The 21652-nt window shown below is 69.5% G+C and carries 22 protein-coding genes; 5 read left to right on the top strand and 17 right to left on the bottom strand.

The window, feature by feature from the left end:
* Positions 1-14: 14 nt before the first annotated feature.
* The 6 genes from KHC28_RS18165 to KHC28_RS18140 form a co-directional block, all read right to left on the bottom strand.
* Positions 15-227 (bottom strand): hypothetical protein, encoded by a 213-nt coding sequence (locus KHC28_RS18165; RefSeq protein WP_246565026.1) that lies wholly within the window; start codon positions 225-227, stop codon positions 15-17.
* 30 nt (positions 228-257) lie between these two features.
* Positions 258-944: a ribulose-phosphate 3-epimerase gene (gene rpe / locus KHC28_RS18160; RefSeq protein WP_214009728.1), complete on the bottom strand. Its 687-nt coding sequence runs from the start codon at positions 942-944 to the stop codon at positions 258-260.
* A gap of 235 nt (positions 945-1179) precedes the next feature.
* Positions 1180-2046, bottom strand: a complete 867-nt coding sequence (locus tag KHC28_RS18155) for a glycine betaine ABC transporter substrate-binding protein (protein WP_376772744.1) — start codon at positions 2044-2046, stop codon at positions 1180-1182.
* 69 nt (positions 2047-2115) lie between these two features.
* Entirely contained in the window at positions 2116-2964 is an 849-nt protein-coding gene (locus tag KHC28_RS18150) for an ABC transporter permease (RefSeq protein WP_214009727.1), read from the bottom strand.
* Between the two features lie 12 nt (positions 2965-2976).
* On the bottom strand, positions 2977-4176 hold the full coding sequence (locus KHC28_RS18145; protein ID WP_214009726.1) for a quaternary amine ABC transporter ATP-binding protein: 1200 nt from the start codon (positions 4174-4176) through the stop codon (positions 2977-2979).
* A gap of 163 nt (positions 4177-4339) precedes the next feature.
* Positions 4340-5356 (bottom strand): P1 family peptidase, encoded by a 1017-nt coding sequence (locus tag KHC28_RS18140; protein ID WP_214009725.1) that lies wholly within the window; start codon positions 5354-5356, stop codon positions 4340-4342.
* A 195-nt stretch (positions 5357-5551) separates the two neighbouring features.
* On the opposite strand from KHC28_RS18140, the gene KHC28_RS18135 reads away from it, so the two are divergent.
* Positions 5552-6283, top strand: a complete 732-nt coding sequence (locus KHC28_RS18135; RefSeq protein WP_214009724.1) for a cytochrome c biogenesis CcdA family protein — start codon at positions 5552-5554, stop codon at positions 6281-6283.
* A gap of 11 nt (positions 6284-6294) precedes the next feature.
* Here KHC28_RS18135 and KHC28_RS18130 read toward each other — a convergent pair whose 3' ends face one another.
* The 9 genes from KHC28_RS18130 to KHC28_RS18090 all read right to left on the bottom strand — a co-directional run bounded on the left by KHC28_RS18130 (position 6295) and on the right by KHC28_RS18090 (position 15526).
* Positions 6295-6738 carry a GNAT family N-acetyltransferase gene (locus KHC28_RS18130; protein WP_312893269.1) on the bottom strand — a complete coding sequence of 148 codons (444 nt, stop codon included), beginning with the start codon at positions 6736-6738 and terminating at the stop codon, positions 6295-6297.
* A gap of 263 nt (positions 6739-7001) precedes the next feature.
* Positions 7002-8102 carry a branched-chain amino acid ABC transporter substrate-binding protein gene (locus KHC28_RS18125; protein ID WP_214009722.1) on the bottom strand — a complete coding sequence of 367 codons (1101 nt, stop codon included), beginning with the start codon at positions 8100-8102 and terminating at the stop codon, positions 7002-7004.
* A 147-nt stretch (positions 8103-8249) separates the two neighbouring features.
* Positions 8250-8612, bottom strand: coding sequence for a DUF6867 family protein (locus tag KHC28_RS18120; RefSeq protein ID WP_214009984.1), 363 nt, complete (start codon positions 8610-8612; stop codon positions 8250-8252).
* A gap of 118 nt (positions 8613-8730) precedes the next feature.
* Positions 8731-9444 (bottom strand): ABC transporter ATP-binding protein, encoded by a 714-nt coding sequence (locus tag KHC28_RS18115; protein ID WP_214009983.1) that lies wholly within the window; start codon positions 9442-9444, stop codon positions 8731-8733.
* Between the two features lie 26 nt (positions 9445-9470).
* Positions 9471-10412 (bottom strand): ABC transporter ATP-binding protein, encoded by a 942-nt coding sequence (locus KHC28_RS18110; RefSeq protein ID WP_214009982.1) that lies wholly within the window; start codon positions 10410-10412, stop codon positions 9471-9473.
* Between the two features lie 8 nt (positions 10413-10420).
* Positions 10421-11860, bottom strand: coding sequence for a high-affinity branched-chain amino acid ABC transporter permease LivM (gene livM / locus KHC28_RS18105; protein ID WP_214009721.1), 1440 nt, complete (start codon positions 11858-11860; stop codon positions 10421-10423).
* 10 nt (positions 11861-11870) lie between these two features.
* On the bottom strand, positions 11871-12788 hold the full coding sequence (locus tag KHC28_RS18100) for a branched-chain amino acid ABC transporter permease (protein WP_214009720.1): 918 nt from the start codon (positions 12786-12788) through the stop codon (positions 11871-11873).
* A gap of 438 nt (positions 12789-13226) precedes the next feature.
* The gene (locus KHC28_RS18095; protein WP_214009981.1) at positions 13227-14357 is read right to left on the bottom strand and encodes a BaiN/RdsA family NAD(P)/FAD-dependent oxidoreductase; all 1131 of its coding nucleotides are present in this window, start codon (positions 14355-14357) and stop codon (positions 13227-13229) included.
* A 56-nt stretch (positions 14358-14413) separates the two neighbouring features.
* On the bottom strand, positions 14414-15526 hold the full coding sequence (locus tag KHC28_RS18090) for a lysine-2,3-aminomutase-like protein (protein WP_214009719.1): 1113 nt from the start codon (positions 15524-15526) through the stop codon (positions 14414-14416).
* 88 nt (positions 15527-15614) lie between these two features.
* Here KHC28_RS18090 and KHC28_RS18085 point away from each other — a divergent pair, with 88 nt between their 5' ends.
* Genes KHC28_RS18085 through KHC28_RS18075 form a run of 3 tightly spaced genes read left to right on the top strand, consistent with a single transcriptional unit; the run spans position 15615 to position 18363 of the window.
* Positions 15615-15962, top strand: coding sequence for an XdhC family protein (locus tag KHC28_RS18085; protein ID WP_376772743.1), 348 nt, complete (start codon positions 15615-15617; stop codon positions 15960-15962).
* Positions 15962-16690, top strand: a complete 729-nt coding sequence (locus tag KHC28_RS18080) for an XdhC family protein (protein ID WP_214009718.1) — start codon at positions 15962-15964, stop codon at positions 16688-16690. Before KHC28_RS18085 ends, KHC28_RS18080 begins: the two co-directional genes overlap by 1 nt.
* A complete protein-coding gene (locus KHC28_RS18075) occupies positions 16687-18363 on the top strand; it encodes an NTP transferase domain-containing protein (RefSeq protein WP_214009717.1) in 1677 nt (558 codons plus the stop codon). Before KHC28_RS18080 ends, KHC28_RS18075 begins: the two co-directional genes overlap by 4 nt.
* 185 nt (positions 18364-18548) lie before the next feature.
* On the opposite strand, the gene bcsS is transcribed toward KHC28_RS18075, so the two are convergent.
* Both bcsS and KHC28_RS18065 read right to left on the bottom strand, forming a co-directional pair.
* Entirely contained in the window at positions 18549-19292 is a 744-nt protein-coding gene (gene bcsS / locus KHC28_RS18070; protein ID WP_312893245.1) for a cellulose biosynthesis protein BcsS, read from the bottom strand.
* Positions 19293-19439: 147 nt separating this feature from the next.
* Positions 19440-19898 carry a DUF488 domain-containing protein gene (locus KHC28_RS18065; protein WP_214009716.1) on the bottom strand — a complete coding sequence of 153 codons (459 nt, stop codon included), beginning with the start codon at positions 19896-19898 and terminating at the stop codon, positions 19440-19442.
* 226 nt (positions 19899-20124) lie between these two features.
* Here KHC28_RS18065 and KHC28_RS18060 point away from each other — a divergent pair, with 226 nt between their 5' ends.
* Positions 20125-21612 carry a helicase HerA domain-containing protein gene (locus KHC28_RS18060; RefSeq protein WP_214009715.1) on the top strand — a complete coding sequence of 496 codons (1488 nt, stop codon included), beginning with the start codon at positions 20125-20127 and terminating at the stop codon, positions 21610-21612.
* The last annotated feature ends 40 nt before the right edge of the window (positions 21613-21652 follow it).

Raw genomic sequence — 21652 nt, 5'->3', positions numbered from 1 at the left:
CCTGCCGCACCCGTTCAGCCGGTGAACGAGAAGCCCTGGCGCTCGAACCGGATGCCATCAGGCTCCTGGTAGCAGACGCAATGGAACTGGCGGGCGATCTCCTCCACCAGCAGGGCGCGGCTCACGCGGGTGCCGGTGATGTTGCGGTCCAGCCACCGGTCCGGCACGGTGAGCACCATGCCCATTTCGAGACGGCAGAGGATTTTCCGGAGTTCGTCTCCGTTCACGGCGGTTTCCATTTCCAACCTCGTCCCGGTCTAGACCAGCTCGCCGCGCTCGCGCGCCGCGGCGTTGCGGATGCCGGCGATGTTGCCGGCATAGGCCTCGGCGCCGCCCTTGAACGCCGCCGAGCCGGCCACCAGCACGGTGGCGCCGGCCGCGGCGCAGAGCGGGGCGGTCTCGGCCGTCACGCCGCCGTCGATCTCGATCTCGATCGGGCGGTCGCCGATCATCGCCTTCAGCTCGCGCACCTTGTCCATCATTCCCGGCAGGAAGGCCTGCCCGCCGAAGCCGGGATTGACCGTCATCACCAGGACGAGGTCGACGAGGTCGAGCACATGCGCCGCCGCGCTCGCCGGCGTCGCCGGGTTGAGCGCCACGCCGGCCTTCTTGCCGAGCGAGCGGATGTGCTGGAGCGAGCGGTGCAGGTGCGGGCCGGCCTCGGCATGCACCGAGATCAGGTCGGCGCCGGCCTTGGCGAAGGCCTCGAGATAGGGATCGGCCGGCGCGATCATCAGATGCACGTCGAAGAACTTGGCCGTCAGCGGGCGGATCGCCTTCACCACATCCGGGCCGAACGAGATGTTCGGCACGAAATGCCCGTCCATGATGTCGATATGCACCCAGTCGGCACCGGCGGCGTCGATGGCGCGCACCTCCTCGCCGAAACGGGCGAAGTCGCTCGCCAGGATGGAGGGGGCGACGAGGATCGGATGGGCGGCCATGGCGGTCTCCTCAGCATGTCGCGGCGGGTCGCCTTGGCCCTCGCTTGGCCAATCCTGCCGATGGCGGCGCCGTAGCATCCGCGTCCGGGCAATGCAATGACGCCGCCTCGCCACGGAGAGGAAAAGGCCGGCAAGGAAAAGGCCGGGACAAGCCCGGCCTTTCAGGTGGGAGGAGCGCGGGGAACGGGCGGGCGCCGGATCGGCGAGGCACCGGCCCGTTCGGATGCCGGGCGGACTATTTCGACCAGGCCTCGACCTTGGCCTTGTTGGCGGCGACCCAGGCCTTGGCGGTGGCGGCCGGATCGGCGCCGGGCTTGTTGTTCTCCACCATCACCGCTTGCTCGTCGGCGAGCGAGAGGTTGAAATTGTCGAGGATCTTGAAGGCCTCGGGGGCCTCCTCCTTCAGCTTGGTGGAAACCACGGTGTTCACCGTCTCCTCGCCGCCGAACACGCCCTTGGGGTCGGCGAGGTACTTCAGGTCCCAGGTCGCGAACATCCAGTGCGGCGTCCAGGTGGTGATGACGATCGGCTCCTTCTTGGCGTAGGCGTCCTTCAGTGCCGCCACCATGGTGGCGTCCGAACCCTCGACGAGCTTCACCGGCAGCGCGTAGTCCTTGATCGCCTTTTCCGACGCCTTCATCAGCCCGGCGCCGGGATCGATGCCGATCACCTTGCCGCCGAACTTGGCCGGGTCCTTCTTGATGTCCTCGATGGTGGCGATGTCGACATAGGTCGGCACCGCCCAGCCGATCTTGGCGCCGGTGACGTTCGGGCCGAGATCGACCACCTTGTCCTTCAGCTTGGCGTAATAGGCGGCATGCGTCGCCGGCAGCCAGGCGGCGACCATCGCGTCGGCCTCGCCGGTGGCGACCGCCTGCCACATGGCGGCGCCGGACAGCGGCACGATCTTGACCTTGTAGCCCTTCTCCTCGAGCGCCGCCTTGACGATGTTGGTCGCGACCACCGCGTCCGACCATTCGACATAGGCGATGGTGAGGTCCTTCTTCTCCGCCTGCGCGGGGCCGAAGGCGAGGCCGAGGGCGGTGGCGGCAAGGGCGGCCGTCATGGTCGCCGTCTTCGCTAGTCTACCGAGGATGGACATAGGCGGTCTCCAGTCTGGAAGGGGGAAGATTGCTGCCGGAAGTCGTTGCACCGCGTCCGTTGGTCGTGGTCACGCCTTGTCGCGCCGCATGTGGCGGGCGACGTGCTGGGTGATGCGGTCGAGGATGACGGCCAGCACCACGATGGCGATGCCGGCCTGGAAGCCCTGTCCGGCCTCCAGCCGCTGGATGGCCTTCCACACTTCGCCGCCGAGGCCGCCTGCGCCGATCATCGCCGCGATCACCACCATGGAGAGGGCGAGCATGATGGTCTGGTTGATGCCGGCCATGATGGTGGGGATGGCGAGCGGCAGCTGCACCTTGAACAGCTTCTGCCAGCGCGAGGAGCCGAAGGCGTCCGCCGCCTCCACCAGTTCCGGCGGCGTCTGCATGATGCCGAGCGCGGTGAGCCGGATGGTTGGCGGCATGGCGAAGACGATGGTGGCGAAGCAGGCCGACACCGCGCCGAGGCCGAAGAACGGGATCGCCGGGATGAGATAGACGAAGCTCGGCATGGTCTGCATCATGTCGAGTGCCGGCGCGACGATGCGCCAGAACCGCTTGCTCACCGCCGCGCCGATGCCGATGGGTATGCCGATGGCGAGCGCGAACAGCGTCGACACCAGCACCAGCACCAGCGACTGCATGGTGGCGCGCCACAGATCGAGGTTCCACAGGAAGGCGAAGCCGAGCACGCTGAACAGCGCGATGCGCGCCGTGGTCAGCCGCCACACGCCGAGCCCGAAGGCGACGATCACCAGCCAGGGCGGCAGGTCGACGAGAAAGTCGGTGGTCGCCTCGATGCCGGTGCCGACCACGGCGCTGAGCGCGCGGGTGACGCCGGAGAAATGCGCGGTCGCCCAGTCCAGCGCGACGTCGCACCACTCAGCGAGCGGGATGCGGGGAATCTCGAAAGCCATGGCCGGTCTCCCTCACTGAACCGGATGCGTGCGGCGACGGGCGAGTGTCGCCACCAGATCGGCATTGGCGATCACCCCGCGCAAGGATCGGTCGGCATCGATGACGGCGATCTCGCCGCGCCCGCCGGCGAGCTTGGCCACCGTCTCGTTCAGCGTCGCCGAGGCTGGCACGCAGGCGTCGGCGTCGCTGAGCAGCAGGCGCAGCTGCGTCTCGCCGGCCCCCTTCAGCGCCTCGGCATCGACCGTGCCCTGGAAGCGGCCTTCATGGCACACCACGGTGACCACCGGCTCGCCGGTCTGGGTGAGGCTGGCGAGCGCTTCCGCCGCCGTCGCGTGCCACGGCTTCACGGCGGAGGGCGTGCGCATGGCATCGCCGGCGGTGACGACGCCGAGCACGTCGATATGCTCGACGAAGCGTCGCACATAGTCGTCGGCCGGGTTGGCGAGGAAGTCGGCGGCGGAACCCTGCTGCACCACGCGCCCGTCCTTCATCAGCACGATGCGCCCGCCGAGCGCGATGGCCTCGTCGAGGTCGTGGCTGACGAAGACGATGGTCTTCTTCAGCCGCTTCTGCAGCGCCACCAGTTCGGCCTGCATGTCGCGGCGGATCAGCGGATCGAGCGCGCTGAACGCCTCGTCCATCAGGAGCACGTCGGGATCGAGAGCCAGCGCGCGGGCGAGGCCGGCACGCTGCTGCATGCCGCCGGACAGCTGCGAGGGATAATGCTGGTCCCAGCCCTTCAGGCCCACCGTCTCGATGGCAGCCATCGCCCGGTCGCGGCGCTGAGCCGTCGGTACGCCCTGGATTTCCAGCCCGTATTCGACGTTCTTCACGATGGTCCGGTGCGGGAACAGCGCGAATTGCTGGAACACCATGCCGAAGCGGGTGCGGCGGAACTCCATCAGCTCGCGCTCGCCGAGCTTGGTGACGTCGACATCGTCGACGAGCACCGAGCCGGCGGTGGGCTCGATGAGCCGATTGATGCAGCGCAGGCAGGTCGACTTGCCCGATCCTGACAGCCCCATCACTACCAGGATCTCGCCCTCGGCGATGTCGAAGCTGACATCCTGCAGTCCGACCACGGCGCCGGTCGCCTTCAGGATCTCGGCGCGGCTCTGGCCGGCCTTCAGCAGCGACAGCGCCGCCTCCGGCCGGTCGGCGAAGATCTTGGTCAGTCCGTTGACCCTGATGCGAGGCCGGCTCTGCGTCATGCGCCCCTCTTTTTTCTAAAGAGAGTGTCCGGCGCATCGCCGCCCCGTCGATTGGACGGATGCGACAGTTGCGGTAACGAAACACGACAAAACCGTGTCATCGGCTCCGGCTTATTGCGCCGGCCGCAATAAGCTGGGAGGTCGCCCCGGCGATGATACCTCCTCAGCGCGCCCAGCGGTCGCGCCAGGCGGGCAGCGCGCCGGGTTGGGGCAGGGCAGTCGCCTCGTAGATGCCGCGGGCGCAGGCACGGGCGAGCGCCTCCACGGCGGCGACGCCGAGCCAGGCGAGGTCGCGCACCGGCTCGGCGAGCGGCTTCAGCCCGGTGGCCGCAGTGAACACCGTGTCGCCGTCGAGCGGGGTGTGCACCGGCCAGATGGCGCGGGCGAGCCCGTCCTGCGCCATCACCGCGAGGCGCTTGCACTGCGCCTTGGTGAGCAGGGCATCGGTGGCGACGATGGCGATGGTGGTGTTGGCGAGCGTCGCCGCCTCCGGTTCCTCGACCGTCGGCATGCCCTTCATCGGCGGGGCGAGGCGCGGGGCGGGCAGGGGGCTCGGCAGGCCGAGGCCGCCGAACTCGCCGTCGCGCTCGAAGGGCGCGGCCCAGAAATGCGGGCCATCGCCGACATTGACCGAGCCGACCGCGTTCACCGCCACGAGGGCGCCGACCATATGGCCGCTCGCCGCCCGCACCGAGGCCGAGCCGAGGCCGCCCTTGAGGATCGCCGTGGTGGCGCCGGTGCCGGCGCCCACCGTGCCGAGCGGGAAATCGAGGCCCGCATCGGCGGCGGCGCGGTAGCCGAGGTCGCGATAGGGCGCGAAGCGTCCCCACTTCTTGTCGCCGCCGTTCAACAGGTCGAACAGCACGCAGCCGGGTACGATGGGAATGCGGGCGTCGCCGATGGCGAAGCCGATGCCCTGCTCGGCGAGGCAGGCCATCACCCCGGCGCCGGCGTCGATGCCGAAGGCCGAGCCGCCGCTGAGCGTCAGGCCATGTATGGCGTCGACGGTGGTGTCGGCGGCGAGCAGGTCGGTCTCACGAGTACCCGGTCCGCCGCCGCGTACGTCCACCGAGGCGGTGGTCGGCCGGTCGAACACCACGGCGGTGACGCCGGAGGCGAGGGCGAGGTCGGTGGCGTTGCCGACCTTGAGCCCGGCGACGTCGGTGATCAGATTGCGCATCGACCCTTCTTCCCACTCCTGTTCCGCGCGTCCGCGCGGCCATCACATCCCGGCGATGGTGGAAATCGCCGCATTGCATTCGCCGCCCCGGCCGTGCATTGGACGCAGGTCGGCACCTGAGGCGCGGCCGGCACGGGAGGCGATCCGGGCCATGGCCGGGGTCGCCAGTCAATTCGCTCACGGGTGCCAAGGTCAATGGCCGACGTCACGCTTCCGGCCGCTTTCGTCGCCGGCATCGCCAGCTTCGCCTCCCCTTGCGTGCTGCCGCTGGTGCCGCCCTATCTGTGCTACCTCGCCGGCACCAGCCTGGAAGAGATCACCCACAAGGCGCCGACCGACGCGGCGGCGCGGCGCACGCTGGCGGCGGCGCTGCTGTTCGTCGCCGGCTTCTCCACGGTATTCGTGGCGCTCGGGGCCGGCGCCTCGGTGATCGGCGGCTATCTGCGGCTCTATTCGCAGGAACTCTCCATCGTCGCCGGCATTGCTATCCTGCTGATGGGTCTCAATTTCCTCGGCGTGCTCCGGCTCGGTTGGCTCACGCAGACCAAGCGGGTGCATGTCGATGCCCCCACGACGCTGGCCGGCGCCTATGTGATGGGCCTCGCCTTCGCCTTTGGCTGGACGCCCTGCATCGGGCCGGTGCTGGCGGCGATCCTGGCGGTGGCCGCCTCGGAGCAGACGCTGACGCGCGGTGCCGGCCTGCTCGGCATCTATTCCGCCGGGCTTGGCGTGCCCTTCCTGCTGGTGGCGGCGATGGCGCGGCCGGCGCTCGGCGTGCTCGGCCGGGCACGGCGCTATCTGCCGATGGCGGAGAAGGCGATGGGCGCGCTGCTGGTGTTGACCGGCATCGGCTTCCTCTCCGGCTGGATGGCGTCCGTCAGCTACTGGATGCTGGAGACCTTCCCCGGGCTTGCCAGCTTCGGCTGAGCCGAAAGCTGCTAGCGGGTCAGCCGCTTGCGCATGCGGATGCAGGCCATGCGGCGGCCGCCGCGCAGCAGATGCTCGCCCTTGCGCTCCACCATGTAGCCGTGGCGCACATAGAACGCCTCGGCATTGATCGAGGCGTCGAGAACGAACTCGGTGAGCCCATACTTGCGCGCCCGCAGTTCGAGCGCGTGCAGGAGTGCGCCGCCGATGCCGAGCCGGCCATGCTCGGGCGCGACATAGACCGCGCGCAATTCGCGCCCGCCCGGCACGAACGAGCCGAAGGCGATGATCGTGCCGTTGCGCGCGCGGGCGACGACCGCCTCCTCCTCGCCGGTCTCGATACGGTGGGCGAGGGCGTCGATATGGTCGGGCCGCAGCGGCAGCGGCGCCCAGGCCTCGATGATGTCGGGTTCGTAGAAGGCGGCGGCACTGCCGCGAATGGCCGCGCGATGCACTACCAACATCGCCTCCGCGTCTTCCGGACGTGCTTTTTCCAGGCGCGGTTTTGATTCCATCGGCACGTCGCCCCTCACACTGGACCGATTTTATCCGGGCTCGGCCGGCTGGCAACGTCCCGAAGCGGAAGGGGCAATGCGTGAGGGAGCGGCAAAGGAAAACCCGCCGGCTCGCACCGGCGGGTTCGTTCTTCAGGCAGTCGGTCTTGCGGCAGGGGCAACGCCGGAACGGCGCCGCGCCTCACAGCCACATCGCGGCTCGATCAGAGCTCGGTGTAGCCGCCGTCCTTCCAGACATAGACGACGTAGTCGAGGTTGGTGCGGTCGCCCTTCTTGTCGAAGGTCAGCTTGCCCAGCACGGTGTCGAAGGGCTTGCCGGAGTGGATGTACTCGGCGACCTTCTTCGGGTCGAGCGACTTGGTGGCGTCGGCGGCCTGCTGGATCACCTGGCCGGCGGCGTAGGAATACAGCACGTAGCCTTCAGGATCGATGCCCTTGGCCTTGAAGGCCGCGACGACCTTGGCGGCGGCGGGGTTCTTGCGCGGATCCGGGCCGAAGGTCATCAGGGTGCCCTCGGCGCCCGGACCGGCAATGGTCCAGAACTCCTTGTCGGTGATGCCGTCACCCGAGAACAGCACGGTCTTCAGGCCCTGGTCGCGCATCTGGCGAACGAGCAGACCGGCTTCGGTGTGCAGGCCACCGTAGTAGAGCACGTCGACATTGGCGGCCTTCAGCTTCGAGACGAGAGCCGAATAGTCCTTCTCGCCCGGGTTGATGCCTTCGTAGACGACTTCCTTGATGCCGGCCTTGTTCATCGCCTTCTGCGTCTCGTCGGCCAGACCCTTGCCGTACGGGGTCTTGTCGTGGACGATGGCGATCTTCTTGCCCTTCAGGTTCTTCTCGATGTACTGCGCGGCCACCGCGCCCTGCTGGTCGTCACGGCCGCAGGTGCGGAACACGTTGGCCAGGCCGCGCTCGGTCAGCTTCGGATTGGTCGAGGCCGGGGAGATGGCGACCACGCCGGCTTCGGCATACTGCTCGGAGGCCGGGATGGACACGCCCGAGTTGAAGTGGCCGATCACGAACTTCACGCCGTCGGCGATGAACTTGTTCGCCACCGAGACGCCCTGCTCGGGCTTGGAAGCGTCGTCGCCGACCAGGATCTCCACCTTCTGGCCCTGCAGGCCGCCGGCGGCGTTGACGTCGGCCGCCCACTGCTCGGCACCGTTCTTCAGCTGAGCGCCGAAGGTGGCGTTGGCGCCGGTGATCGGGCCGCCGACGCCGACTTTGACCTGCGCCGAGGCCGGTACCGCCAGCGCCAGGCTGGCGCTCAGCGCAAGGCCGGCAAACAGAAACTTCTTCATGGAAGGTCTCTCCTGCTTCTGAAAGGGTTGGTTGTTCGCTGGTCCGTCGGCCAGGCCAGTCGCCCCAAGGGCATTTGTCGCCCGGGGGCAAATGTTGCTCTTTTTCAGGCGCCTGTCGACGGCATAAACGAAAGGTTTCCGGCCGGCCTACGCCGCGTCCTCCCGCGACGTCTCCGAGGCTCCCCGCAGCCAGCCGAACGGGCCGGACTGGCGGTAGAGCCAACCATAGCGTGTCGCCATCTGCTTGGCCCGCTCGGCGCGGAAACCGAGCGTCGCGAGTGCCAGCACGAAGGCGGTATCGGTAATGAAGTGCGGCAGGCTGAACAGCGTGCCCTGGAACAGCGCGAAGTGGAAGAAGCGCACCGCGCAGCCGAGCAGCAGCGCGTACATCGCCGCCTGCCGGTAGTCGCGCCAGGTCGAGGCCACCGCCCGGCCGGACAGCCAGGCCGCGCCGCCGCCGAGGAACACGGTGACGAGGTAGAAATCCGCCCGCGAGGCTTCGACCACCAGTGCGGGGGCGAAGACGCTGGCGACGAGGATCGCCACCGCCACCGCCGCCGGCAGCATGACGGCGAGGCTGGTCGGCGAGCCTTGGGCGATGAGGGACGGGCGTGTCTGTGCGGCCATCTCAGTGCCTCCCGCCTTCAAGATAGGCGGCCCGCACTTCCGGCCGCTCCAGCAGTTCGCGGCCCTCGCCGGACATGGTGACCACGCCGTTGACCAGCACATAGCCGCGATGGGCTAGCTTCAGCGCATGGAAGGCGTTCTGCTCGACCAGGAACACGGTGAGCCCCTCGGTGCGGTTGAGCTCTCGGATGGCGTCGAAGATCTGCTTGACGATCAGCGGCGCGAGGCCGAGCGAGGGCTCGTCCAGCATGAGCAGACGCGGACGGCTCATCAGCGCGCGGCCGATGGCGAGCATCTGCTGCTCGCCGCCGGACAGCGTGCCGCCGCGCTGGCCGATACGCTCCTTGAGGCGGGGGAACAGGGTGAACACTCGCTCGAGGTCGCTGTCGAAATGCTCGAAATTGTCGATGGAGGCGCCCATCTGCAGATTCTCGAACACTGTCATCCGCGGGAAGATGCGCCGGCCCTCGGGCGACTGCGCGATCTTCAGATGCGCGATCTCGTGGGTCGGCATCCGCGTGATGTCGCGGCCCTCGTAGAGGATCTGCCCTTCGCGGGCGCGCGGCTGGCCGAAGATGGTCATCATCAGCGTCGACTTGCCGGCGCCGTTGGAGCCGATCAGCGTGACGATCTCGCCGCGATGGACGTCCACGTCGACGCCCTTGAGCGCCATGATGTTGCCATAGAAGGTCTTGACGCCGCGCACGGCGAGCATGGGCTCGGAAGAGGTCACGGCGGCGCTCACGATTGCGTCCCCGTGGCTTCGTCGAGCACCGCCTCGACTTCCTCGACCGCGTCCTCGTCGACGCCGAGATAGGCGGCGATGACGCGCGGATCGTGTTTCACCGCCTCGGGCGTGCCGTCGGAGATCTTGGTGCCGTAGTCCAGGACGACCACGTGGTCGGAGATTTCCATCACCACGCTCATGTCGTGTTCGATGAGAAGGATCGAGGTGCCGTGCTCGGCGCGGACGGCGCGCAGGAGCTCGTTGAGCTCCAGGCTCTCGCGCGGGTTGAGGCCGGCCGCCGGTTCGTCGAGGCAGAGCAGGATCGGCCCGGAGCACATGGCCCGGGCGATCTCCAGCCGCCGCTGCGCGCCGTAGGGCAGGTCGCCGGCCGGGTCGTCGGCGCGCTCGGTGAGGCCGACCTTGTCGAGCCAGTACTTCGCCCGCTCGGTGGCCTGCTTCTGCGCGCTGTTCCAGCTCGGCAGGCCGAACAGTCCCTTCAGCGAATAGCCGGAGGCGACCATCAGCGTGTTGTGCTGGGCGACCATCAGGTTCTCCAGCACGGTCATGCCGGTGAACAGGCGGATGTTCTGGAAGGTGCGCGCCACCTTGGCCTCACCGGACACCTTGTAGTCGGGCATCCGCTCCAAGAGGTACACGCCGGCATCCGGGCCGACGAGCGCGCGCTCGCCGTTCAGGGTCACCGCCGCGAGCTCTTCCTCGGTCGGCGCGCGACCATGGGCGAGCACCAGCCGGCCCTCGCTCGGCTTGTAGAAGCCGGTGATGCAGTTGAACACCGTGGTCTTGCCGGCGCCGTTCGGGCCGATCAGCGCGGTGATGTCGCCGCGCCCGACCTTGAAGGACAGGTCGTTGACGGCGACGAGGCCGCCGAAGCGCATGAACAGGTGCTGGACCTCGAGGATCGGATCCTGGTCCCAATTATGGACGGGAGCAGCCATCTCAGCCATCAGCCGTGCCCTTCCTTAACGAGACTGCCGGAAACCGCCTTCTTCTCCTTGAGATAGATCGTCGGGTCGCGGGAGGAGACGAGGCCGCGCGGCTTCCAGATCATGATCGCCACCATGGCGAAGCCGAACAGCAGCATGCGGTAGAGGCTGGGATCGAAGCCCTCGCCGAAGACCTGCTTGAGGAAGCCGAGATTGCGCAGCATCTCCATGCCGCCCATCATCACCGCCGCCGCCACCGCGACGCCGATCTGCGAGCCCATGCCGCCGAGCACCACGATGGCGAGGATCATCGCCGAGATGTCGAAGGTGAAGCTCTCCGGCGAGACGAAGCCGGCGCGTACCGCGAAGAAGCAGCCGGCGAAGCCGCCGAACATCGCGCCGGTGGCGAAGGCCGACAGCTTCACATTGGTGGTGTTGAGGCCCAGCGAGCGGCAGGCGATCTCGTCTTCGCGCAGCGCTTCCCATGCCCGCCCGACCGGCAGCCGACGCAGCCGCACCGTGGTGAACGCGGTGATCAGCGCCAAGGCGAGGATGACGAAGTACAGGAAGACGATGCGGTGCATCGGGTTGAATTCGAGCCCGAACAGCGCCGCGAAGCCGTCCTCGCCGGCAGTGAAGGGAATGCCGAAGAAGGTGGCGCGGGGAATGGAGGCGATGCCGGCGCCGCCGCCGGTGAAGTCCACCCAGTTGATCAGCACCAGGCGGATGATCTCGCCGAAGGCCAGCGTCACGATGGCGAGGTAGTCGCCGCGCAGACGCAACACCGGGAAGCCGAGGATCATGCCCCACAGGCCGGCGAACATGCCGGCCGCCGGCAGGCAGAACCAGAACGCCCAGTTGGCCCAGAAGGTCTCGCCGAGGAAGGAGGCGAAGAAGGCGTTCACTGGCTCGGAGGTGGCGAGCAGCGCATAGGTGTAGGCGCCGACCGCGTAGAAGGCGACATAGCCGAGGTCGAGCAGGCCGGCGAGGCCGACCACGATGTTGAGGCCCCAGCCCAGCATCACATAGGTGAGGATGAGGATGCCGAGGTCGATCAGGTAGCGGCTTTCGTTCAGCCCGCCGGTCATCGCCGCGGCGAGGAAGGGAAAGCCGATCGCGAAGGCGAACAGCGCCGGCTTGAACGCCGGCGAGATGGCGACCATGCCGCGGGCGACGGGCCCAGGCCCGGCCTGCGCCTTGGGCGGCCGGTTGGGCGACCAGACGGTGAGGTTGAGGATCAGCCGGCCGGCGAAGATGATGCCGACCATGATGGCGACGACGAGCGGGCGATAGGCGAGGCCGAGCGCCCCGTCGATCACCACCGTCTCGAAGCCGACCAGCGGGCCGAGCAGGCCGAGCGCGATCAGCCCGGTGATGAAGGCGTCCTTGAGAGCGCCGGGAAGGATGGACGAGCCGGGGCTTGCGACGGCGCCGGCCGGATGTGCGGTGTCGACGGCCATGGACGTCGCCTCACACCTTCTCGACTTCCGGCCGGCCGAGCAGGCCCTGCGGCAGGAAGATCAGCGTGATGGCAAGGATGGAGAATGCCGCCACGTCCTTGTACTCGATCGAGAAATAGGCCGACCAGAACACCTCGATGAGGCCGATCAGCAGCCCGCCGAGCACCGCGCCCGGCAGCGAGCCGATACCGCCCAGCACCGCGGCGGTGAACGCCTTCACCCCCGGCACGAAGCCGTCGGCGAAATTCGCGACGCCATAATACATCAGGTACATGGTGCCGGCGACGGCGGCGAGCGCGGCGCCGATGACGAAGGTCAGCGAGATGGTGTGGTCGACATTGATGCCGAGCAGCGCCGCCATCTTGCGGTCCTGCTCCACCGCGCGCTGGGCGCGGCCGAGCGAGGTCTTCTGCACCAGGTACCAAAAGCCGGCGAGCAGCACCGTGGTCAGCACCATGATGATGATCTGCTTCCAGGCCAGCGTGACCTGGTAGCCGTCGCGCTCCATGATCACGATGACGTCGGTGATCATCGGCGGCACCGGCTTGTTGCGCGGGCCCTGCGAGACCTGGACGAAATTGGCGAGGAAGATCGACATGCCGATCGCCGAGATCATCGGCGCCAGCCGGAAGGATCCCCGTAGCGGCCGATAGGCCACCCGCTCGATCGCCCAGTTGGTCAGCGAGGTGAAGAACATCGCCACCACCAGCACGATGGCGAGCGCCAGGAAGATCGAGGTGATCCCCATGACCGTCGTCACCAGCAGGAAGCAGATGAGCGCGATGAAGCTCGACACCATGAACACGTCGCCATGCGCGAAGTTCACCATGCCGATGATGCCGAAGACCATGGTGTAGCCGATGGCGATCAACCCGTAGATCGATCCCAGCGTCAGCCCGTTGATGAGCTGCTGAACAAAAACGTCCATAATTTATGCCGGCTCCCCTCAGCCGATGTCGCCACCCCAGCTCCCGTATGGTTTGCCCATATTGTGATCGTGCCCGGGAGATGGGCTTCGCAGAGTCTTAGCCTGCACCGCGATCCGATACAATTCGATCGAAAGACGAAATGCAAATCATCGAAAGAAATGATGTATCAGTATTATGATACCGTAGATGCCGAAAATCTAATCAATTTCAGGCCGTTGCGACGGGGCATTTCACGCGACGCCGGTGGTATTCAGTGTCCGAAAAATGTCGCATGGGCGACACAATCCCCATTTTTGAACGACTGAGCAATAAGTAGGGGGTGGCCGAGGCGGCCGGGCACGGCGCCGGGATACCGGCGCGGCGAGTCGCGAGAAATCGGTCCGGCGGCGTGCGCTGGCGAGGATGCGACGGACGGGGCGGGAAAGGGCTTCGGGGACTCAGGCCGCTTGGCCGGCGGCCCAGCCGGACGACCAGGCCCACTGGAAATTATAGCCGCCGAGCCAGCCGGTTACGTCCACCACCTCGCCGATGAAGAACAGGCCGGGTACCGCCTTGGCCTGCATCGTCTTCTGGTCGAGGCCAGCGGTATCGACACCGCCGAGCGTCACCTCGGCGGTACGGTAGCCTTCCGAGCCGGTCGGTTTGAACCGCCATTCATTCACCGCGAGCGCCAGCTGGCGCAGCGCCTTGTCCGACAGGTCGGCGAGGTTGCGGCCGGCGGCGTGGGTGTCGGCGACCAGCTGGGCCAGCCGGCGCGGCAGCAGCGCGGCGAGCGCACTGGCCGGAGCCTGCCGGCCATTCTCCGCCCGCGCCGCCCGCAGCGCGGCGAACACGTCGGTGCCGGGCGCGAGGTCGAGCGCGATCTCGTCGCCCTCGCGCCAATAGGAGGAGATCTGCAGCACCGCCGGGCCGGACAGGCCGCGATGGGTGAACAGGATCGCCTCGTCGAAGCGGGTCTTGCCATGGCCGGCGCGGGCGGGCAGGCCGACACCGGCGAGCGGCGCCAGCCGCTCCAGCAGCGCCGGATCGAGGGTGAGCGGCACCAGCGCCGGCCGCGTCGGCGTCATCGGGAGGCCGAAGCGCTCGGCGATGTCGTAGCCGAAGCCGGTGGCGCCCATCTTCGGGATCGACTTGCCGCCGGTGGCGACCACGAGGCTGTCGCAGGCCAGCGCGCCGGAGGAGGTGGCGAGCCGGAAGCCGCTGTCGGCGCGCTCGGGCAGCGCCGCCGTGGTGGCGAGGCGCAGCTCACCGCCGGCGTCGTGCAGCTCGCGCAGCAGCAGGTCGACGATCTGCCGCGCCGAGCCGTCGCAGAACAATTGCCCGAGCGTCTTCTCGTGGAAGGCGATGCCGTGCCGGCGCACCAGCGCGATGAAGTCCTGCTGCGAATAGCGTTTCAGCGCCGAGATGCAGAAGCCCGGATTGGCGGAGAGGAAGTTCTTCGGCGAGGTGCCGATATTGGTGAAATTGCAGCGCCCGCCGCCGGATATGCGGATTTTTTCACCTGGCGCGCGAGCATGGTCGATCACCAGGGTGCGCCGTCCGCGCCGCGCCGCCTCGATGGCGCACATCAGCCCGGCAGCACCGGCGCCGATGACGACGACGTCCCAGGCCTCCGGGCGTGCGCTCACGGCAGGGCTGCCGGATCGCTCGCCGCCGGGCCGTCGGCGAGCGGATCATAGGCGTGCACGCCGCCGCAATAATCGGTGACGCGCCATCCCTCCGCCGCCGGCTCGATATAGCCCGGCCCGATCGGCACCTTGCCGTGGCCGCCGGGGATGTCGAGCACATAGGTCGGCAAGGCGAGGCCGGACACACGGCCGCGCAGCGCCCGCATCAGCTCCTGCCCGCGCTCCACCGGCAGGCGGAAATGCGCGGTGCCCGGCGCGAGGTCGGGATGGTGCAGGTAATACGGCTTCACCCGCGCCTCGACGAGGGCGCGGAACAGCGCGGCGAGCGTCCCGGCATCGTCGTTCACCCCGCGCAGCAGCACGCTCTGGCCGACCAGCGCGACGCCGGCATCGGCGAGGCGGGCCAGCGCCGCGCGCACCTCGCCGTCGAGCTCGCGCGCATGGTTGGCGTGCACGGCGACATAGGTGGTGAGGCCGGGCGCGCGCAGCGCTTCGACGAGGGCGGCGGTGACGCGCTCGGGCGCTGCCACCGGCACGCGGGTGTGGAAGCGCACGATCTTCACATGGCCGATGGCGGCGAGGCGCGCCATCAGGTCCTTCAGCCGCCGGGCCGAGGCCATGAAGGGGTCGCCGCCGGTGACCACCACCTCCCAGATCTCCGGATGGGCGGCGACATAGGCGAGCGCGCGGTCGAGCGCCTCGTCCGACAGGCTGGTCTCGGCACCGGGCCCGACCATCTCGCGGCGGAAGCAGAAGCGGCAATAGACGGCGCAGACGCCGACCAGCTTCAAGAGCACCCGGTCCGGGTAGCGGTGCACGATGCCCGGCACCGGGCTGTGCGCGTCGTCGCCTATGGGATCGGCGAGCTCCTGCGGCCGCTCGTCGAGCTCGCGCGCATCGGGCAGGAACTGGCGGGCGATGGGGTCCTCGGCGTCCCCCGCCGGCATTTTCGCCGCCAGCGAGGCGGTGACCGCTACCGCATAGCGCGCGCCGACCGCTTCCAGCGCCGGATCGGCCGGCAGCAGGCCGGCCTCGGCGAGCGCGGCGGCGCTGCGCAGCGTACGCGGCAGGCGGGCGACGGGCGTCGCTATGGTCGGGGTCGACTTCATGCGCGACCTTGTGACCTTTTCCGCCTTTATCGGCAAGGCGGGTTGTGCTGCATTGGGTTATGGTCCGTCACATATAAGGGAGGCCGTCATGGCGAGCGGATTGGCCGGCATGTCTACGGCGCGCGAGGACGACGTGCTGGAGGCGGCGGCGCGCTGGCGCCGCGAGGGGCGCGGCGTCGCGCTGGCGACGGTGGTGGAGACCTGGGGCTCGGCGCCCCGTCCGGTCGGCAGTCATCTCGTCATCGACGAGGCTGGCAGCTTCCTCGGCTCGGTGTCCGGCGGCTGCGTCGAGGGCGCGGTGGTGGCCGAAGCGGCGGAGGTGATCGCCGACGGCGCGCCGCGCCTCCTGGAATTCGGCGTCGCCGACGCCACCGCCTGGCAGGTCGGCCTGTCCTGCGGCGGGCGCATCGCCGTCTATGTCGAGAAGCTGAACTGATGGATCTCGCTGTTCTCGAGGAGCTGAACGCCGAGCGTGCCGCCCGCCGCGCCGCTATCGTCGTCACGGAACTGGGAAGCGGCCGGCAGCGGCTCGTCAAGGCCGCGGGGATCGCCGCCGATCCGCTGGCGGAGCAGCTGGCCGAGGCGTTGCGCGCGGCCAAGAGCGGCCTGCTCACGCTCGGCAATGAGCGGCTGTTCCTCGCCGTCGAGGTGCCGGCGCCGCGCCTCGTCATCACCGGCGCGGTCCACATCGCCCAGGCTCTGGCGCCGATGGCGCGCCTCGCCGGGCTGGACGTCGCCATCGTCGACCCCCGCACCGCCTTCGCCACGCCGGAGCGTTTCCCGGATGTCGAGGTGCATGCCGAGTGGCCGGACGTGGTGCTGCCCCGGCTGGGCATCGACGCCTACACCGCCATGGCGGCGCTGACCCACGATCCCAAGATCGACGACCCCGCGCTCGTCGAGGCGCTGGCGCGCGGCTGCTTCTACATCGGCGCGCTCGGCTCGCGCCGCACCCACGCCACCCGGCTCGACCGCCTGGCGGAAAAGGGCGTGCCGCGCGAGGCGCTGGCCCGCATCCACGCGCCCATCGGCCTCGATATCGGCGCGGCGAGTCCGGCGGAGATCGCCGTCTCCATCATCGCCGAGATCGTCGGCGAGCTGCGGCGGCGGCCGGCGGCCGACAAGCGGGCGAGCGGGCAGGCCTCCGGCGGGCAGGCGGCATGAAATTCGACCGCGTGCCGCTCGACGAGGCCGAAGGCGCGGTGAACGTGCATTCGCTCCGGCTCCCCGGCCTCGACCTGCGCAAGGGCACCCGGCTCGATGCCGGCATGCTGGAGGCGCTCGCCGGGCACGGCGTCGCCGACATCGTGGTGGCGCAGGCCGAGCCGGACGACATTTCCGAGGACACGGCGGCGGCGCGGGTGGCGGCGGCGCTGGTCGGCGCCGGGGCGCTGCCGGACGACGCCTTTACCGGGCGCGCCAATATCCGCGCCGGCCATGCCGGTCTGGTGCGGGTCGACCGCGCCGGCATCGACGCGCTGAACGCCGTCGACGAGGCGGTGACGCTGGCCACCCTGCCGGCGTTCCGCGCCGTGCAGCAGGGTGAGATGATCGCCACCGTCAAGATCATCCCCTTTGCCGTGCCCGGCGCGGTGATGGCGGCGGTGGAGACGGCGCTCGTCGCCCGCCCGCCGCTGGTCGAGGTGGTGCCGTTCCGGCTCGCCCGCGTCGCGGTGATCTCGACGCTGCTGCCGGGGCTGGCGGAGAAGGTGATCGCCAAGACGCTGCGGGTGACAGTGACGCGGCTCGCCGCCGCCGGCGCCGCCCTGTGCCATGAGGAGCGGGTGCCGCACACCACCGAGGGCGTGTGCCACGGGCTGGAACGTGCGCGCGCCGCCGGCGCCGAACTCGCCATCGTGTTCGGTGCCTCGGCGATCGCCGACCGTCGCGACATCATCCCGGCCGGGCTGGAGGCTGCCGGCGGCGTCATCGAGCACCTTGGAATGCCCGTGGATCCGGGTAATCTCCTGCTCACCGGCCAGCTGGGAGCCATGCCGGTGCTCGGCGCGCCGGGATGCGCCCGCAGCCCGAAGGAAAACGGCTTCGACTGGGTGCTGAACCGGCTGCTCGCCGGGGTGCCGGTCACGCGGGCCGATATCGTCTCGATGGGAGTAGGAGGCCTTCTGATGGAAATCCCGTCCCGTCCGCAGCCGCGCGAGGGCGCGGCCCCGCACGCCGGCGGCCCGACCGCCGCCATCGTGCTCGCCGCCGGCCGCGGCACCCGCATGCCGGAGACCTACAAGCTCACCGCCTCGCTCGACGGCGAGCCGCTGGTGCGCCGCGTGGTGCTCTCGGCGCTCGCCTCGCAGGCGCGGCCGGTGATCGTCGTCACCGGGCACGACGCGGCGAAGGTGCGCGCCGCCCTCGACGGGCTGCCGGTGCACCTCATCCACAATCCCGGCTATGCCGAGGGGCTGTCGAGCTCGATCCGCATCGGCCTCGGCGCGGTACCGCCGGAGGCGCCGGCCGCCGCCGTGCTGCTCGGCGACATGCCGAAGGTGCATGCCGGGCTGATCGACCGGCTGGTCGCGGCGCTGGCCGACAAGCCGGGCGCGGTCGCCGCCGCGCCGTCGCGTGAGGGACGCCGCGGCAATCCGGTGGTCTGGGCGCGGCGCATGTTCCCGGCGCTGGCGGCGCTCACCGGCGATGTCGGCGCGCGACATCTGCTTGCCGAGAACGCCGAGGCGGTGGTGGATGTCGAGGTGGGCGATGACGCCGCCTTCGTCGATGTCGACACGCTGGCGCAGCTTCAGGCGCTGGAACTGCACCACATTGCCGAGACGGCCCGCGTCGATTCCGGCCCGGCGCTGGACGGCATGGAGGCCGAGGACGCCTGAGGAAGGGGCGGATCCTCTTGCCGCCGCCGCTGTCGCGCGCCCGTCTGCCGAGCGCACGGCCTTCTGCGGCCTCTCCGTCGAAACCGGACCCGGCAGCTGCCGAGTCCGGGCGGCGTGGCGGAACGGGCGGCGACGCCCGCGACTACACCGTCCCCACGAGCGGGAGCGCCAGCCGTCCCGCCTCCTCAGAACGGCGTGTAGAAGGACAACGTGCCATAGGCGCCGTCCGGGCTGTCGCTGCTCCAGCGCCAGCCGCCGGCCAGCCGCCATTGCCGGCCGGGCAGGGGATTGGCGATGTAGATGCCGGCGCCGGCGGTGTTGGAGAACCAGTCGGTATAGGCCGTCGCCTCGGTGCCGAGTTCCACCTTGTCGGAGAGCGCGCGACCGAGGCTCGCCCGCACCGAGGCCGTGTCGTCCGCCGTCGAGGCGCCGGCGGCGGCGCTCGCCACCCAGCCGGGCGCCGGGCGGTGGAACCATTCCACCACCCCCTTGACGCCGACATGGCTGCCCTGGTCGCGGTTGGATGGATCCGGCTGGTCGAGCGTGTCCTGGCGGATGTTCACCCCGCCATAGAGCGCCAGCGCGTGGCCGCCGGCGAGGAACTGCCAGCCGGCCAGCAGCTCGCCCTCCGCCTTGGAGGCATTGTTCCAGCCTCCGGCCACCGCGTCGGTGCGATAGGAATAGCGCCCGCCGCCGCCCTGCGCGCGCAGCCGGAACCCCTCCGCATCCATGGCGCCGAAGGGCGACCAGGCGGCTCCGGCCCAGCCATAGGAGGTGTCGCGGGCGACATCGACGCCGGAATAGAAATAGGAACGGTCGGCGAGGGGATTCTGCCGCGCCGGTTCCTCGGCGCCGGCCGGCGCGCCACCGGGGCCGGCCAGCGCGACGGCAAATACCAGCTGCCACGCCAGACGGTGAATGCCCGCCACGCTTCGCCTCAAAAGTTGTGAAATCTCGTTGTGCGTCCAATACGAGCATTGATCCGCTCGATCGCCAACGAATCAGCGCGGGTATTTGGCTGCCATACACGTATAAGTCGAGTTGCGACGGCGGCGCCCGCGCCGCCATGCCGGAGGCTACAGCGGCGACGCCATCAGATGCGTGACCGGCACCTCGACCTGCTCGCACACCAGATTGGCGACGATCAGCCGGTGGCAGTGCTCGGGATGGCGCTCGAAGCAGAGCAGGCACACCCGGCGGCCGGCCTTCACCAGCTCGACCAGCTCGCCCAGTTGCTCCTGTGCGGTCGGGGTCTGCATGTGCTCGGCGAAGATGCGCTGCATGGTGGCGTGCTGGCCGCTGCGCGCCGCCTGCCGGCCCTCCGCCGGCGTGCCGAGGCCGCGCAGATGCAGGTAGGAGATGCCGCGCTCCGCCACCCCGGCCGCCAGCAGGCTCTTGGAGAAGCCGGCGCGGCGCGAGGCGGCCACCGCCCGCACGTCCACCAGCAGCTCGACGCCGGCGCGCGACAATTCGTCGAGCACCGCCGGGGAACTCGCCTGCTCGTAGCCGATGGTGAACAGCGCCGGATCGGACATGCCGTCACTGTGGCCGAGCCGCGAGCGCTTGTCGACGCCCGCTCGTCGACGGCGAGCTTGTCGGCAGGTTGCCGGTCCCCCCGTACCGAAACGGTCGGTTCCCTCTTGCCGGGAGGGCGCGAATCTGTGGACTTCTATGTCTGCGGCGTCATTCGCGCGCGCGGGGGTGCTAGAGCGTGCCGGCATAGCAGGAGCGCTAAGCGATTATCGGGACGCGACGCAGACCATGACCATCGCCATCGAGCTCGGGGCCAGTCCGGCCGGCCAGCCGGTGCGGCTCGATCTGGAGGAGCTGCTCTCGACCCGCCTGCTGGTGCAGGGCAATTCCGGGTCCGGAAAGTCGCATCTGCTGCGTCGCCTGCTCGAACAGAGCGCCGGCCATGTGCAGCAGGCGATCATCGATCCGGAGGGCGACTTCGTCGGCCTCGCCGAGCGCTTCGGTCATGTGGTGATTGACGCCGAACGCACCCAGAGCGAGATCGGCCGCATCGCCGCCCGCATCCGCCGCCACCGCGCCTCGGTGGTGTTCAACCTCGAAGGGCTCGACGCCGACGCGCAGATGCGCTCGGCCGCCGCCTTCCTCAACGGCCTGTTCGACATCGAGCGCGACTACTGGTTCCCCATGCTCGTCGTGGTCGACGAGGCGCAGCTCTTCGCCCCCGCCGGAGCGGCGGAAATTTCCGAGGAAGCCCGCCGCGCCTCGCTGATGGCGATGACCAACCTGATGTGCCGCGGCCGCAAGCGCGGCCTTGCCGGCGTCATCGCCACCCAGCGCCTTGCCAAGCTGGCCAAGAACGTGGCGGCCGAGGCCTCCAACTTCCTCATGGGCCGCACCTTCCTCGACATCGACATGGCTCGCGCGGCCGATCTGCTCGGCATGGAGAAGCGGCAGTCGGAAAGCTTCCGCGACCTCAACACCGGCTCCTTCGTGGCGCTCGGCCCGGCGCTGTCGCGCCGCCCGCTGCCGGTGAAGATCGGCTTCGTCGAGACCGGCACCCGCAATGGCCGCCCGGCGCTGATGCCGCTGCCGGACATGGCGCTGGGGGACATGCAGGACCTCATCTTCGAGGATGACGGCTTTGCCGCGCCGGCCTCGGCGCAGCGGCTCGCCGGCCCCTCGGCGGAAGAGGTGCTCGACCAGATCGAGCATGCCACCGCTCCGGTCGCGCTCGAGCCGGATGCGGAAGCCGCCGCCGCCATGGAGGCCGAGCGCGAGGCCCTGATCGAGGAGATCGTCCACCAGTTCGTGGCGGATCCCGACGCGCCGTTCCGCTCGGCGGCCACGCTCTACCCGGATTTCACCGTGCATTGCCGGGTGCGGCGCGTCGGCTCGCGCATGCCCGACCTCGCCGAGTTCACCCGTCGCCTCGCCATTGCCCGCGCCGGCGTCGCCGGGGCCGGCGGGGAGGGGCGCGATGTCGAATGGCGCCGGGCGGTGGAGCAGGCCGGCAGCCTGCCGGAGGAGATGCAGGGCGTGTTCCTGCTCATCGCCCGCGCCGGCATGGAGGGCGCGCCCTCGCCGGCGGACGAGGAGCTGGCCCGTGCCTATGGCAGCCGCTCGCCCTCACGCGGGCGCTGGCTGCTCACCTACATGGAAGAGCGCGGCCACCTCGTCTGCGAGAACGACTTCCGCGGACGCCGGGTGGTGCGCTTTCCCGCGCTCGGCTGGAAGACCGCGCCGGGCGACCCCAAGGGCGCCTCGGCGACGGCGTGACGGGGTAGCGCGACCGCGTCCCGGATAGGCCGCTCCGCAT

Origin of the sequence: Ancylobacter sonchi, assembly GCF_018390695.1 — a bacterium.
Taxonomy (GTDB): Bacteria; Pseudomonadota; Alphaproteobacteria; order Rhizobiales; family Xanthobacteraceae; genus Ancylobacter; species Ancylobacter sonchi.
This window is presented reverse-complemented; position numbering and strand designations above follow the sequence as displayed.